Genomic DNA, 14,346 nt, shown 5'->3' with positions numbered 1-14,346 from the left:
GGTTCAAACCTGGGGATATCCGTGAAATTCTAAAGAGCATACCTCAACAGCCCGATTTCATCTTGTTAAATGATTTGAAAGATACCAGATGCCCGACAATTACCGGGCTATCAACGCTAAAGATCCCTTTTGGCATTATTATGCATGATCTTCATTTGGAAATAGAGAAGCGAAAGCAATTTATAGAAGAGACAAATGTTAAATATATATTCAGCATATATAGAGATGCTTTTTTAAATGACTTCCGAAAATATAAGGATCGGATGTATTGGCTCCCGCACTTTGTTAATCCTTCAATCTTTAAGGATTACAGGCTAGAGAAAGATATTGATTATCTTCTGTTAGGTAAAGTTGCGTGGTATTACCCATTGAGAAAGAGGATAGTGAAAACAATGAGGAAGATACCTGGATTTGTTTACCGCATGCATCCAGGCTATCGCAATATTGGTGTAGCGGAAGAAAAAGTTTTTGTCGGCGAAAGCTATGCGAAGGAAATCAATCGGGCAAAAGTCTTTTTTACATGTGATTCGAGCCTTCATTATCCGATTATCAAGTATTATGAAGTCCTTGCATGCAACACCTTATTACTTGCCCCTTCCTTAAAGGAATTAAGGGATTTAGGCTTTATTCCCGGACAGCATTTTGTGGAAATTAACGGAAAAAACTTTTTAAAAATGGCCAGGTATTATTTAGAGCATGAAGACGAAAGAAAAAAAATTGCCCAACAAGGATATGAGATGGTTCATAAAAAACATACTGTCACCATTCGTGCGGCTCAGCTAGTTTCATATATTAAGGAAATACTGGACGATAGCACCATGAAAACCTAATTCATAAAAAATCACCTCCCTCTCCTTGATTCAGGGAAGTAATTTTTCACAATGCTTGAGTAGCGAAGAAAAATAAAACGGGAGTTGATCATATCTCTATGTTTAATCCGCAAAGGGCTATGGGAGAAAGTTAAACAAATAAGGATTATACGCTTGAAATAAAAAGGAAATCAAATCAATTAACGACCGCAGCATGGGAGAGAATGCAAAATTGATCACAAAAGAAAGCAGAGAATATCGTTAAAAATGTTGTCGGAAAATGTACGAAATGGCGATATTATTCTCATTCATTCTGTTTCAAAAATGACGGAGACAAAAAAAGCCCTTCCTATAATGATCAAAGCCCTTCAGGAAAGAAATTTTGACATAGTTGACCTGGAAACTTTATTGCAAATAAAAGCTTATAAATAAAAATGAGCATTTGGGAGCCCTTTTTAATTTTTATCTAGTTAAAATTTCTTTTATTTGTCCTATTCTTTAATGAAAAGCAAGTAATTCTAGGCAACATGACTCATTTTTGTTTGTTTGATATCAAAAAACCTTACTCTTACATAACTTAATAGGACAATAAGATACGTATATGTTGAAATGTTAACATCGTTGTAAAGTGAGGGATAACCATGAAGAAAACGACTAAATTAAAAAATTTGCTTAATTCCCAAAAACCTGAGTTTTTAATGGAGGCCCATAACGGTCTTTCCGCAAAGATCGTAGAGGAAGTGGGTTTTAAAGGGATCTGGGCTAGTGGACTATCGATTTCTGCATCAATGGGTGTTAGAGATAATATAGAAGGATTGATGAAAAGTGAAATATCTCGGTAATAACAAATGGACAAAGTACTCAATTATGATGGAAAATAAAGCCTTACAAAATCATCTGCCCGAAACAAGTAATTTTTCGGAAAGTGGCTTATGGGATTTGGTCGATAAGTATAGTACAGTCATTTTAAAGCCATCTAGCGGGAAAAGGGGAAGAAACATTTTCAAACTATCTTCATTGGGGGAGGGCAGGTACGAAATACATTATGAAGATAAAATAGATCTCTTTTTTGGAAGGAATAAAACCATCGACTATCTAAATAACAAGATCGACTTCCGTTCTTATCTAATACAACGTTTCATTCCCCTTTTAACAATTAACGGATCTCCATTCGATATGCGTGTGATTACCCAAAGGTACAATGATTCAAATACATGGTTTGTGACCGGCAAGGTTGCAAAAGTGGCAGGGAAAGGATTTATTGTTACCAATAATGAACTTAGTGGCGGGTCAGTGCTCCATGTTAAACAAGCTATACAAAATTCCCACTTAACTAATTCACCTGATAAAATTGACTTCTTACTTTCCGAAATTGATCGTGTTGCATTATTGGGAACCAATTGTCTAGCAGGCTACTACAAAGAGAAGTGTATTTTCGGATTCGATATTGGTATAGATCAACTGGGTCATATTTGGATCATTGAGGGAAATTCTCGTCCGTCATTGTCCCATTTTTATAAATTAGGGGATAAAGCCACATATCGGACAATAAGGGAAATCCAAAAGAAAAATCTGTAGACAAGGTAGACCCCAAGTTCATACGTTCTTTTTATAAAAGATGTTTGAGACGGTTGCCCATTTCAAACATCTTTTTAGCATCCCCTTGAAAAAAATCCAATATTGTTTTTTATTAATTTTTCTCAAGAGCCCCGACTGCCTCAATTACCTGAGCGTCCTCAGAGACCCACCCTTTACAAACATCTACCCATTGTTTAGCCGAGGAGTATTCAAATATTTCCTCACACGTTAGCTCAATGGCCGAGTTTGTGCTTCCGCAGGCAGGAAAAATCGTATTAAAGCGCTTCATAGAAACATCTAAATATATGCCTAATTCATTGGCTAATCCGAAGGGGCAAACTCCGCCAATTACATGTCCCGTTTGCTCCACTACTTCTTCAGCAGAAAGCATTCGGGCTTTAAAGCCAAACGTTTCACGGAATTTCTTGTTATCGATTTTGGCATCCCCTGCTGCGACTACTAAAATGGCTTGATCCCCTTCCCCGCGGAACGATAAGGTTTTGGCAATCCGCGCCGGAATGACGCCAATCGCTTCTGCTGCCATATCAACCGTTGCACTCGATACGTCGAATTCCATAATATCGGCTGCACGATTCCATTTTTTAAAATGATTTTTCACACTTTCTAAAGACATCTTTTTCTTCCTTTCTTTTCATAAATTAGGTAAATCATAACACCCTTTAACACTGTAAAGCAAAAGGAATGATTTTATTTCTTCAGAATTTACTTACTCTTCTTTTGTGGGAATTTATAAAAATCATATATTGAACCACTACAACTACGTAGTAGTTATTTTTCTTTTTCTTTTTCTTTTTCTTTTTGTCCCATTATCGTGGACGTATCGTCTGAACCAGATTGGAAAATTAATAAAGAAAAATTAGCCCATGACTCGTATCGTTTTCTACATTTTCCCTCCCCCTTTCCTAGGTTCTCAAAAGTCGATTCACCTTTTATATATAGATTAGCTTTAAAAAAGGACACGTTTTTTTAAATCTACATAAAAAGCCTATCACCGTTTATGATGATAAGCTAAATATGTGGAACAACGGTTGTCCATCTTTCAGTGTGTGTTTTCAAAAATGTGCAGATAATTATCTGCTTTTAATCCATTTTTGCAAACAAAAGAGCGTCAATTGAATGGACGCTCTTTTTAAAATTAATCAAGGCTATTTGTTCAAAGCCGTTAATGCCAGCTTCCGAATCGTGACATCATCCATAGGCGGATTATGAAGGCCTGCCCTTACATCCCTATAATATCTTTGAAGCGGATTTTTACGCTGCAAGCTTTTTGCTCCCACAACCCTCATCGCCTTATCAACAATGGAAATGGCGGAATTCGTCACCGTATGCTTCACGGCGCCAAGCTCATTCGTTATATAGCTGCGTCTGTCTTCATCATCATATGCTGCCGCTGCACTATATAAAAAATGTCTTGCTTGCATAAGCTCAAGCTCGATTTGACCGATTAAATTTTGGACATTTGGCAGCTGGCTTATAGGTCCGTTTAAACTATTAGGCGAATATTCATTAGCAAATTGGATAGCGTAGTCGCGTGCTGCTTGTGCAATCCCAAGGTAGCAGGCAGGAATATGAATCGTCCAGCCATTTAGCTGATCGCCTCTTGGGCCTTGGTTGATTTCAACTAGCTTTGATTCCTCGACAATAACCTTCTCAAGTACAAGGTCATGACTTTCTGTTCCCCTCATCGAAATAACATCCCATGTTTCCTCGATGCTTAACCCTTCTAAATCCTTGTGCAGCAAAAAGAACCCGATTGCTTGCTTATCCTCCATCCAAGCAGAAACAAGAAAATGCGTTAAAACCGGGGACATGGTTGTGAAGTTTTTCCTCCCTGTAATCTCCCAACGCCCATTCTTTTTTATCGCATAGGTGCCTGGGCGGCCTCCTCTAGTCGGACTTCCTGTTTGTGCTTCACTAACGGCACGGTTGACTAATGCTCCTTTAAGCACCTCATCAGCAAAGAAGTTTAATTTTTCGTCAGCCCAAAGCTTTTTCTCATAGATTTCACCGACTACTCCCATATGCCAGCCAATAGAGAGAGCTGTTGCTCCATCGAAGCTGGCTAATGTTTCTTGGAGCAGGACCATATCATACGTACTTAAACCACCTCCGCCATAAGCCGCTGGTAAGGTTTGTGTTGTATATCCCATTTCAATTAATCTATGAATATTCTCTTTAGGAAACTTTGATTGTTCATCATATTCAGCGGATTTACTTTTAAATTGAGCTTCTTTTTCATGCAGCTTTTGAAGCCAAATTCTTTGAGTGTCATTTTTTATAAATAAATCTAACATTTTCTTCACACATCCTTAACCAGAATGATTTTTCACGCATACATTATTCCTATAATTCCGATTATTATTATTGGCTTTGATAATAACGAAATTCCATAACAACGTCAAGAATTTTTATTATTTTTTATCAGCTTATTATTAATAATTCCTTTGGTTTAGCATATTACAAAAATTTTAAAGATACTTTAAATCCTACTTTACAGATGCGATTAATGATGATAATGTTTGGATTATGATATTTGAACATTCTAAATAGTGTTAACTATTTTTTCCCAATGTCTAGCTTCAGCGCCTACCCCCGACGTACAGGACGTACTAGTGTCGACAATGCGACAGGACAAGGAACGCTTCGGAAGCGTAATCATCGCACGACCAAAAGCTGAGCTTTTGGGAGGACGTTGCGTTTTTGTCGACCTCGAGGTCATAAGCCAAGCCGTCAAGAAGGTTAAAGTACAACCTTCCTGCCGGCTTGGCTTATGCTTGTCGGACTTGCACAGGATGTGCTGACATCGGCGTTCGCCACAGGACGTTGCGGTTTTTAGTCGATGTTCATCTGATCAAGGCTCTTCCGCTTTTCTTTTTAGAATGCCCAATCCCCATTGCGGAAGACAGGCTCTGTTTTCCCGTCTGCTGTAATGCCGTCAATGTCCATTTCGGCCGATCCAATCATGAAGTCGACATGTGTTAGGCTATCATTATCAGAGTCATCCGTGACCACTTGGTGACCACGGGTATCAAAAAATAACAGCTATATTATTATCCTTTTAGTCCCCTAGCAGTAGGGGGCTATTTTTACAGGGAATTTAGATTTTGGACATTTTGAGCCACTCAGAACAGTTACTCCCAGCAAAGGTGACTAAAATTTTTTCTCGATACGAAAGCAATTTTATATTTTCATAAAATAATCAAGGGGAAATCAAGAATGCTGTCGAAATTACTGTAAGAGGTGATTTTATGGCTAAAAGAACAAAGAAGCAAGAAAAACAATTGGAAGAAGTAATAAAGGGAAGTTTAATACTTTTAGCGCTGGCAACATACCTTTTTACTAAGTCAATTGAGATTACGATATTGGTTACATTTACTACGATAGGTTTAATTATAGCTTTTACAATTCAAAAGGGAATGAAGCGGAAAAGAATACTTAGGAATTCTGGTATTGTTGAAATCGATAAAATGGGTGGTATTCAATTTGAATATTATTTAAAAGAACTGTTTATCAATCAAGGATATAAAGTTGAAGTGACAAGTGCTAGTGGGGATTTTGGAGCGGACTTAATATTGAAGAAGGATAATAAGAAAATTGTTGTACAAGCTAAACGTTTTAGTAAGAATGTAGGGGTCAAGGCAATACAAGAAGTAAAAACATCACAAAATTATTACAATGCAAATGAATCTTGGGTTGTTACTACTAACTATTTTACAGCTCCTGCTGAGAAACTTGCTTTGTCAAACAATGTTAAACTATTTGACCGTGAAGAGCTTATCAAAATGATAACTGCAATGAATCCTTCCACAGTTCCAAGTGTGAGTAATACAAAGTTAGAAGTTGCATTCGACAAAGTAAAGTGTGGAAAATGTGGGAATGATATGGTACATAGAAAGAGTATTAGAGGTCGTTTTTATGGTTGTAGTACTTATCCAAAATGTAGAAATACTAAAGAATATACAGAGAAACAAACTATTTGATAAGTACAGAAATACTAGAACAGTTATGGAAGAGTTTAATAAACGTAAAAAAAATAATATTTTATTATAAATTGACTAGAAATGTGTGTTTTTTATAAGTATATGTATAACTATATCTGTGTGTAATCACAATTCTATTATTAATAAGCCAAAACAGTATAATTAATTCTGTTGAAAACAGTATTAAGAATGAAGGCAAAGAACTCCTATTTTTTGATAGGGGTTCTTTTTATTTTTGCTTTTATTATCACGTTATTGTGAAAGGAGGAATTAATGATTGAGGGATTTAGACCAAAAAAAGTCATTACTAAAATATATCAAGAACCATGGTTCTTCAATTCAGTTTGTTGCTAATAGTGTAGGAGTATCAAGAGAGCATTTGAGTAGGTGGCTTCACAACCAAAACTATTTGATATCTACCAATCTTAAAGAAAAGATAAAACGTTTTTTATCTAACTGATATTAGAAAATTATTTTATTCAACATTTTTTAAGGGGGAAATAGATATGAAAAAAGTTAGAGGATTAATGAAATAGCAGACATACTAATGCTATCTACAACAGATTAATTTAATCGATCAAGTAATAAACAAATAGTTATTCAAACCCCAGTTGAGAGCCAACTGGGGTTTTGTTTGAGGAAAAGGAGACGATATTGTGGGTAATTATGTAAAAAAAATCAAAGCATACATGAGGTTCGAAATTAGCATAAATAGAGTAATACTAATTTTTGGAGGAAAAAAGACGGTAGGTGGTAATTATGAGAATAATGCTTGATACAATAGAGTTTTCATATAAACCACAAGGCTTTGAAATTGGTGCTATAAACAATCGTATTATTAATTTCCCCGTAGAAATTGATGTAGGGGAATTAGCAGATGAAGTTGTAAAGGGTAAAACCTTTGCGCCTGCTTCATTTAAAACAGTGGATGGGCTGTTGAGACGGTCAAAAAAAAACTGGGAGTCTCAACAGGTAATTGCTTTAGATTTCGATGAGGGATTGACTTTAGAGGAAGCAATTCGGGATGGTTTTTTCCAAAATCATGCTGTTTTCCTATACACTACATTCAATCATTCTGAACAACATCATAAATTCCGTGTAGTCTTTGTTTTAGATGAACCTGTAACAAATTACAAAGACTTTGAAACTATAATAAATAGATTATTTGAGCGTTATCCTTATGCAGACAAGGCATGTAAGGATGGTAGTCGATTATTTTTTGGTGGTAAAACGATAGTTTCGTTTAACTATGATAATCGGCTAAAGGTAGATGAAATAATTAGTAAAACCCTTTTGCAGGACATAAAGAGTAATCTTAATATGTCCGACGCAAGGGTTGCCCAAAATCATAAAACTGCTTTCTCTAACAATACACACAACGCAAATAATCTTTATCTCATTAAAACAAGAGACATCAAGACTTTACAAGATGCTATTGGGGTTGAATCAGTTACTTTATCGAAAAACGAAGTTTTAGAGTATCTAAAAAAGCAGAATTTAAGAACCTTCTTAGGTGTTGAATATATGGGTAACTTCTATAATGTATTCCATGAAGAGAGTAGCCCGAGTGCTTCCATCTATCAATCTAGCAAAGGCAATGGGCATTGGCTTTATAAATGTCATTCGGAATCCAATCCTTTCACAGGAACTATATTACATGTTGTTCAGCGAATTTTAGATTGCTCTGTTGTTGAAGCACGAGACTTCTTAATCGGCGTATATAAAATCGAGATTTATGAAAGTAAAGCAGTAATAGAGTTTAAGGAGTCGATCGACTTATATAAAGAACTGTTAAGGTCTGAGGAGTTAGAAGAAATACATCCGAATTTCTATAGGGTGTTTAACAGGTATGGTCATTTAAAGGATTTATATGTGTTATTGGATTTTGCAAAGGAGTTTATTACAAATAATACAGACCCTAGAATTATCTTTTACCATAGTATTCGAACTTTAGCTAATCAATTTGGTAGAAGTACTAGTTCAACTGGTACTAGAATGAATTTTTTAACTTTATTTAATGTAATAAGGAAATTAGATGAATCAGAAGTTCCAGAATCTCTATTGCAGTATCAAACACAAAATAAAATAAAGAAGCATTATCAGTATCGTAGCAGTACTTATGAATTGCCGATGTATACTTATGACTTCTTTTGCCAAGTGGAAGAAATGTGTAGGATATGGCTGGAGAAGAGTTGTTCAAGTCGAACAATTTCTTATGAAGGAATTTTAAGAACTTTTGGTGAACAGGAAGCTGACAGAGTGTTCCCGCAGGATAAAGGCAAGGAAGTAAATGTGGTAAACCAAGATGTTGTTTCACAGATACATTTAATTACGTTAAAATTTATTGAACATAAAGGCTGGACTACACAACAAGAGATTTTAGACAGCCTTATATATTTTTTTAAGGGTCAACAAGAATTTAAGACTCAACAAATAAAACGTTGTCTTGGCGAGATGCTCGATGCATATAATCTAGAGATAGTATCAACCAACAAAAAGATTAAAGAAGAAATGGGAATTACAGAAGAATTTATGAGTAAGTACAGTTTTCCCAAGTTAATTAGACTAAAGATGTAAGAATAAACAATAAACATTGCGACTTTAAATGTAGTATTGATGGTAATATTTAATTGGAAAAATAATTTATAGGGGAGAAAGTATGGAGATTGAATTAAGGATGAAAGTTGATGTTTGTAGTTATAGTAAATTTGTAAGTTGGAAAGTAGATATTTACAAATATGTAGAAGAAAATTCTACGGAAGAAAATCCTGGTATAAAAATTGGTCATGCAAAATTAAATTTTTATGATGCAACTAAAAATAGTCAATATAGCTTAAGAATGAAAGCAAATTTAGAGTCGTCTTCGTTTTCTGAATTCGAATGTTTATGCTCAGTCCGTATATTCCAAGATGAATATGACTTAGAAGCATGGGAAATGTCACCAGAATATGATGACATGGATAAAGGAAAGCTGGATAGAATGGATTTTGAATCCCATGAATTATCACAATTTAATTGGTTAGTATATGATAGAGAATGTACCGAAAATGTTTTTGGAAGATTAGTAACCTTAGAAAAGATATGGATAGAGCCACAATTTAGAAATCAAGGTTTTGGTAGACTTACTTTAGAACAAATTATAAAAGATTTTAAACTATTAGGAATGGACTTTATTTTATTAAAACCACATCCGCTTGATAGAGAAGTATTAGAAACTGAAGAAGTTCGTTTGAAAGAAATTGAAAGATTAATAGAATTTTACAAAAAGTCTGGGTTCATTTTAACTAAAGGAATGTTAAAAGATGAGTACTGTATGGTGATGGAATTAAATTAGGTATGGGTTTAGGATGTTTCAACAATGCTATTGAGACCACAAGTATTCTTACTTTATGAAAAAATAAGAAACCTTTATAGCGTTCCTTATAACTAAATACAACGAATTCAATAAAATCATAATTTTATTTATAATATCTTTTAATTAATAACGAACGATTCAAGGTATAAATCAGATTTAAATGAGGAAATAGACACGGCTTACGAAACGCAAATGTTTCTAAAAGTTTCTTAGCCTTAATCGCATCAGTAATCATGGTAGTTAGTTCTCTAACAAAAAAGAAATAACCCACCCTGCATCGGACAAATGTTAAGAGTTGGGTTACTTCTTTACCTAATTCAATGAGTTACTGCACTTCTTAAGATGATTATACCGTTATTACCTAATTTTGTAAAATGGTATAACTTGAAAAGGTGAATAAATTCTAAATTTTATTGATAGTTAGAAGGTCAGATTATTTGTTAAAATTGGAAATCCACAAAATGTTTTACCACTCCTGTGGAAAATGTAGATAAATATTCCTATAACAATTATGATGAAATAGTACTATAATTTTGGAGGGAAAAACATGGAAGAAAACAAGAACACTGAAGATACAACTAAAACGGAAGACAAAAGTCGGCTTGAAGAAGAATTAGCTGCAACAGTTGAGGTTGAAGCATTAACACAAGTTGCTCCTCAATCATTAAAGAACAGTAGGAAGAGATTATTTATTTTTTTAGGTTTTGGTCTTGTTGTTATGATAGTGATGGGGATTTTTGTGAGTAATTATTTAAAACAACAGGCACTACAAAAAGAATTCGAAGCCTATCGAGACAATTTTACACTAACTCTAACTACAATGAATTCAGAGATTGACAAAAACCTTGAAGTCACTAACAAAACTCAATCTACTTGGCATGATGCTATTTTTGAAAGCGATAAGGATTTTAACGTGGCCATTCTGGCGATGTATATCGAATTAGAAGGCAACGGAACAATGAAAAAAATTAAAGATGGTAGAGAAAAATTAGATGGTAAAATAACGGATTTGCAAAATCCACCTGTTGAATTTGAAAATCTTTATCTAGACCTTTTAGACTATTATTCTGTCTATACTCAAATCAATGAATTAGCTCAAAATCCTACTGGTAATTTAAAATCCTTTGGTGACTTGACCAACAATTTAGAAGCGGAGGCCAACAAAGAGTATAACCGTATCAAACCTCGAATTCCAAAAGAGATGAAAAAGTAATGAGACAGGTAAAAGTATTTATTATCATTTATATGATTGCATTATTTTTATCGGGTTGCTCTGAACCGCTTTCTGAAAAAGAGTTTCAATCCGTCCAGAATGATTTTAATGAGCTAGTAGAATTAATTTTTGAAAAACAATTAGACCGCAATGATGATGTTCTTGAAGATGGAAATCCTAAACGAGAAGACCTTGAAATTGAAACTGTCATTAAGCAAATGGAACGATTGATTAATGATAATTACAAATCCATTGGAAAACAACAACAGAAATCTTTCGAAGAAATAGAAAAAACTAAAGATGCTTTCAAAATCTTAAACTCAGAAGTACTTAAAATAAATATATCTAAAAAAACCATAGAAAAACAAGGGAAAATCGTTCGAAATTACGTGGAAAAGCACCTAACAGAATTCAGTGTCGAAACTATCCTAACAGACTCTATTTTAGGTCCTGCTTTTACAAATGAAGATATTGATTTATTCAAAAGCCAATATGGTATACAATATGATGCTCAAGATGTACATTTTAATCTATCTAAGTATCTAAATCTAGACTTTGCAATTGCAGGAAAACTAGAGTTGAGTAATTACTACAACTATGGATTCGACGATTTAGAATCCAACTATTTTAGTGCTACTATTCAACCATATGATAGTAAATATAGTGATAAATGGCATTTGTATTTTCACCGAGATAGCTTTGAAGATTTATTCGATGAACTAAAAAATGGTAAAGTGGAAGCAATGATCAGTGCAAACATCCCTTCTTTTCGTTTTGAAAAGAATCAAGGAAACATGGCTATGGTTCAACGGGCTAGTTGGAAATAAAGAATACACAAGAATATGAGTACACAGGAAGAGGGATTAAGTTCGATGTACTCATCGTATATTAATATATTTATTGATTTTTTATCTTGTAAAAAGAGCTATTAAGAAAATTGTGAAAGTGAATAATAACATTAAAAGCATTGGTTCTTAGAACCAATGCTTTTTCCTTGCTACAACCTTATTCACCCAGCATGTTTTTTTGTTAACTCCCCCTTGAGGCTAACTTATTATTGAACATAGTAAGCCCTCATCCAACAAAAACTTTATTGGCTAATTAAACCCCATTTTACCTGTGCTTCTTTTGTATAAAATGATAAGCTCCCTTTAGGTAATTCTCCATTGACATTAAACTGACTAATTGCAGTACCTATAGCCACTTTCTTAAAAGGAATGTGAATAGCTCTTACTGTACTAGAATTAATTCTTTCTTCTAAAGCCATTGGCCATAAATCAATATGAGAACTAGGATACAATAAACTATTGTAACCAGTGTATGCCACAATCAATGGAATATTATAATGATCAACAGCTTGTTCTACTTCCCAATTTAATAATCCCCTATTGATACTAGAATTTTCAGTAATAATAAGTAACATATTTTTTGAGTTACTCATTCTTTCACGAAGTCTTGTTTTTAGTGTTGTTTCAAGGCTCGAGTCTCTAACTGCATATGTTTTTTTATGACTATCACTAAATTGGAAATCAATGCTTTTTTCTTTACCCCATTTTTGCAATAGTCCATAATATTTCATATCGCCTTTAGTAGGATCAGTAGTACCCATTCCATTAAACGCAACATACGTCCCATTTCTATATGCCATTTTTCTCCAACTCCTTCAATTTATAAAAATTAATTTCACCAATTTGACTCTCATGGATTACTATTCTAATTTTTGATGGTTCTCTAAATTTCACTTTGCTAATTTTAAATGTCCAAATAAGTACCTCTAACAATTCTTGATTATTTGCATTAAAATCATTATGTCTTGTTATTCCTGAGCCTAAAAGAGGTAGTACTACAGTTTTTCTATTATATAAAGAGTTTACTTCGCTCCAAAATTTCATTAGACATGTTGCATATTCTGCTAACTTTAGATTTGCCACATTCAGTTCATTAAATTTTGAAAAGGCAACTAGAAAATAATCATCATCTTTATAGACGCTTCCAAGTTCGTATCTCGTAGAATTTCCACCAAGTTTCCTTTCCACATTTAATTGTTTAATATTCTCACGTAATCTTTGATCATTTGCTAACCTTCTGTTAAATCCTTTTAAATCCTTAGGTAAAGGATATTTTTTTAAGATATATTGACCATTTAATGAATTTGAGGAAATTATGTTATCATCAACTTTGGTATCAAAATATTCATTAAAGGCGATAACTTTAAAACTATCTGATTCTTGATTAAATATATCTCCAGATACTATTTCTAATTGTGAACCATCTATATCCAATGAGATGGTATTTAGGGAAGATGCTTTAAAGATGTAGATAATAAAATAAATAAGAGTAACAATTATCAATACGTACAATAAATATTTCTTTTCATTAATATCAACAAAGGTTAGAAAAGTCGTTGCTACTGCAAATAAGATACTGGGTACAATCCAAGCTTTTTGCCAAAATCCCTTACTTACAATGAGTTCCATAATCTTTAAAAGTGTTCTTCTCATGTTTGATTACTTCCCTTAGTTTTTTATTCACTATAAAGTTAAGCATTTATCGTGAAACGTATAATAAGAAAAATGTATTTGTTTAGCTTTGATTAGGTTGAAATTATCTTGATTAAAATTGTCCGATGATACTATATCATTAACGACCAAAGCATTTTAGAGCAACATGTTAAAAAAATATAAAAAATTAGTAATAAAGAGACGAATCCTATTAGAAGAAATAATTGAAATACCATTGTTTTAGAATCATTCGCTTTCCTTAATAAAAGGTCATCAAATGTGATGACCTTTTAATCTATGTAAATTCTAGTTGCAACTAGTAATTAGTATTATTCTATTTTCGTTTTGATTTAGCTTGTGCCAAAGCAGAACCTGCCACTGATTTTGAAGCACTGCTATATCTACCATCTTTTAAAATTTTTGAAGCTGTGGAAGCTACTTTTGGACTAGTTACTTTTTTAGATGACTTTACCATTCAATCACCACCTTTTAAACTGATTATATATTAAATAAAATGAATTATCAATATATAGTATGGTTAATTAAAATAAATACACTACATGTTGATATTCTTCGCATATGAAGGTGTGCGATTACTAGTTAATAAGTTAGTTTCATGGTAAAATATTACTAAGGGTAATAATTGGCTGTTAGAAAACTAGGAGGTTTCTAACAGTGAAAGGTAGTATAAAAAAAGATAAAAAGACAGGAAAATATTTCTTTGTGGTAGATGTAGGTATTGATTCACTAACAGGTAAAAGGAAACAAAAAAAAAGAAGGGGGTTTAGTACAAAAAAAGAAGCTGAGTATGAACTTAGTAAATTTCTAAATGATTTTAGGCAAGGCAACTATATTGAACCAGACAATATTACATTAGGAAATTTTATTC

The 14,346-nt window shown here is 33.4% G+C and carries 13 protein-coding genes and 2 pseudogenes; 9 read left to right on the top strand and 6 right to left on the bottom strand.

All coding sequences use genetic code 11. The annotated features are described in order from the left end of the window. From V7149_RS16055 to V7149_RS16045, 3 genes and pseudogenes are all read left to right on the top strand, one after another. The coding region (locus V7149_RS16055; RefSeq protein WP_335346613.1) for a glycosyltransferase family protein at positions 1–830 on the top strand (830 nt) is incomplete at its 5' end. Between the two features lie 620 nt (positions 831–1,450). Then, a pseudogene (locus V7149_RS16050) lies at positions 1,451–1,621 on the top strand (isocitrate lyase/phosphoenolpyruvate mutase family protein); the annotation flags it as partial. 13 nt (positions 1,622–1,634) lie between these two features. Further along, complete coding sequence (locus V7149_RS16045) at positions 1,635–2,387, top strand: YheC/YheD family protein (protein WP_335346612.1); 753 nt, start codon at positions 1,635–1,637, stop codon at positions 2,385–2,387. 112 nt (positions 2,388–2,499) lie between these two features. Here V7149_RS16045 and V7149_RS16040 read toward each other — a convergent pair whose 3' ends face one another. The 3 genes and pseudogenes from V7149_RS16040 to V7149_RS16030 all read right to left on the bottom strand — a co-directional run. Next, entirely contained in the window at positions 2,500–3,021 is a 522-nt protein-coding gene (locus tag V7149_RS16040; protein WP_335346611.1) for a YbaK/EbsC family protein, read from the bottom strand. Positions 3,022–3,553: 532 nt separating this feature from the next. Beyond that, positions 3,554–4,702: an acyl-CoA dehydrogenase family protein gene (locus V7149_RS16035; protein WP_335346610.1), complete on the bottom strand. Its 1,149-nt coding sequence runs from the start codon at positions 4,700–4,702 to the stop codon at positions 3,554–3,556. Between the two features lie 580 nt (positions 4,703–5,282). After that, positions 5,283–5,399 (bottom strand): annotated as a pseudogene (locus V7149_RS16030) (aminopeptidase); the annotation flags it as partial. Positions 5,400–5,656: 257 nt separating this feature from the next. Between V7149_RS16030 and V7149_RS16025 the strand changes: the two are divergent. The 5 genes from V7149_RS16025 to V7149_RS16005 all read left to right on the top strand — a co-directional run bounded on the left by V7149_RS16025 (position 5,657) and on the right by V7149_RS16005 (position 11,783). Next, a complete protein-coding gene (locus V7149_RS16025; protein WP_335346609.1) occupies positions 5,657–6,388 on the top strand; it encodes a restriction endonuclease in 732 nt (243 codons plus the stop codon). Positions 6,389–7,147: 759 nt separating this feature from the next. Then, the gene (locus V7149_RS16020) at positions 7,148–8,965 is read left to right on the top strand and encodes a hypothetical protein (protein WP_335346608.1); all 1,818 of its coding nucleotides are present in this window, start codon (positions 7,148–7,150) and stop codon (positions 8,963–8,965) included. An 82-nt stretch (positions 8,966–9,047) separates the two neighbouring features. Beyond that, positions 9,048–9,722, top strand: a complete 675-nt coding sequence (locus tag V7149_RS16015; RefSeq protein ID WP_335346607.1) for a hypothetical protein — start codon at positions 9,048–9,050, stop codon at positions 9,720–9,722. 568 nt (positions 9,723–10,290) lie between these two features. After that, positions 10,291–10,956: a hypothetical protein gene (locus V7149_RS16010; protein WP_335346606.1), complete on the top strand. Its 666-nt coding sequence runs from the start codon at positions 10,291–10,293 to the stop codon at positions 10,954–10,956. Beyond that, on the top strand, positions 10,956–11,783 hold the full coding sequence (locus V7149_RS16005; RefSeq protein WP_335346605.1) for a hypothetical protein: 828 nt from the start codon (positions 10,956–10,958) through the stop codon (positions 11,781–11,783). Before V7149_RS16010 ends, V7149_RS16005 begins: the two co-directional genes overlap by 1 nt. A gap of 263 nt (positions 11,784–12,046) precedes the next feature. Here V7149_RS16005 and V7149_RS16000 read toward each other — a convergent pair whose 3' ends face one another. The 3 genes from V7149_RS16000 to V7149_RS15990 form a co-directional block, all read right to left on the bottom strand. Then, positions 12,047–12,604: a TIR domain-containing protein gene (locus V7149_RS16000; protein ID WP_335346604.1), complete on the bottom strand. Its 558-nt coding sequence runs from the start codon at positions 12,602–12,604 to the stop codon at positions 12,047–12,049. Beyond that, the gene (locus V7149_RS15995) at positions 12,594–13,457 is read right to left on the bottom strand and encodes a macro domain-containing protein (RefSeq protein WP_335346603.1); all 864 of its coding nucleotides are present in this window, start codon (positions 13,455–13,457) and stop codon (positions 12,594–12,596) included. Before V7149_RS15995 ends, V7149_RS16000 begins: the two co-directional genes overlap by 11 nt. A gap of 334 nt (positions 13,458–13,791) precedes the next feature. After that, on the bottom strand, positions 13,792–13,932 hold the full coding sequence (locus V7149_RS15990) for a hypothetical protein (protein ID WP_335346602.1): 141 nt from the start codon (positions 13,930–13,932) through the stop codon (positions 13,792–13,794). A gap of 200 nt (positions 13,933–14,132) precedes the next feature. On the opposite strand from V7149_RS15990, the gene V7149_RS15985 reads away from it, so the two are divergent. Beyond that, positions 14,133–14,346 (top strand): Arm DNA-binding domain-containing protein (locus V7149_RS15985; protein ID WP_335346601.1); only part of this gene is annotated, 214 nt, incomplete at its 3' end.

This window comes from Bacillus sp. JJ1503 (genome assembly GCF_036965125.1).
In the GTDB taxonomy this organism is placed as follows: Bacteria; Bacillota; Bacilli; order Bacillales; family Cytobacillaceae; genus Cytobacillus.
This window is presented reverse-complemented; position numbering and strand designations above follow the sequence as displayed.

Coding starts and splice junctions, on each gene's coding strand:
- V7149_RS16040 (WP_335346611.1), bottom strand. CDS start 3,021: ATGTCTTTAGAAAGTGTGAAAAATCATTTTAAAAAATGGAATCGTGCA.
- V7149_RS16035 (WP_335346610.1), bottom strand. CDS start 4,702: ATGTTAGATTTATTTATAAAAAATGACACTCAAAGAATTTGGCTTCAA.
- V7149_RS16025 (WP_335346609.1), top strand. CDS start 5,657: ATGGCTAAAAGAACAAAGAAGCAAGAAAAACAATTGGAAGAAGTAATA.
- V7149_RS16020 (WP_335346608.1), top strand. CDS start 7,148: ATGAGAATAATGCTTGATACAATAGAGTTTTCATATAAACCACAAGGC.
- V7149_RS16015 (WP_335346607.1), top strand. CDS start 9,048: ATGGAGATTGAATTAAGGATGAAAGTTGATGTTTGTAGTTATAGTAAA.
- V7149_RS16010 (WP_335346606.1), top strand. CDS start 10,291: ATGGAAGAAAACAAGAACACTGAAGATACAACTAAAACGGAAGACAAA.
- V7149_RS16005 (WP_335346605.1), top strand. CDS start 10,956: ATGAGACAGGTAAAAGTATTTATTATCATTTATATGATTGCATTATTT.
- V7149_RS16000 (WP_335346604.1), bottom strand. CDS start 12,604: ATGGCATATAGAAATGGGACGTATGTTGCGTTTAATGGAATGGGTACT.
- V7149_RS15995 (WP_335346603.1), bottom strand. CDS start 13,457: ATGAGAAGAACACTTTTAAAGATTATGGAACTCATTGTAAGTAAGGGA.
- V7149_RS15990 (WP_335346602.1), bottom strand. CDS start 13,932: ATGGTAAAGTCATCTAAAAAAGTAACTAGTCCAAAAGTAGCTTCCACA.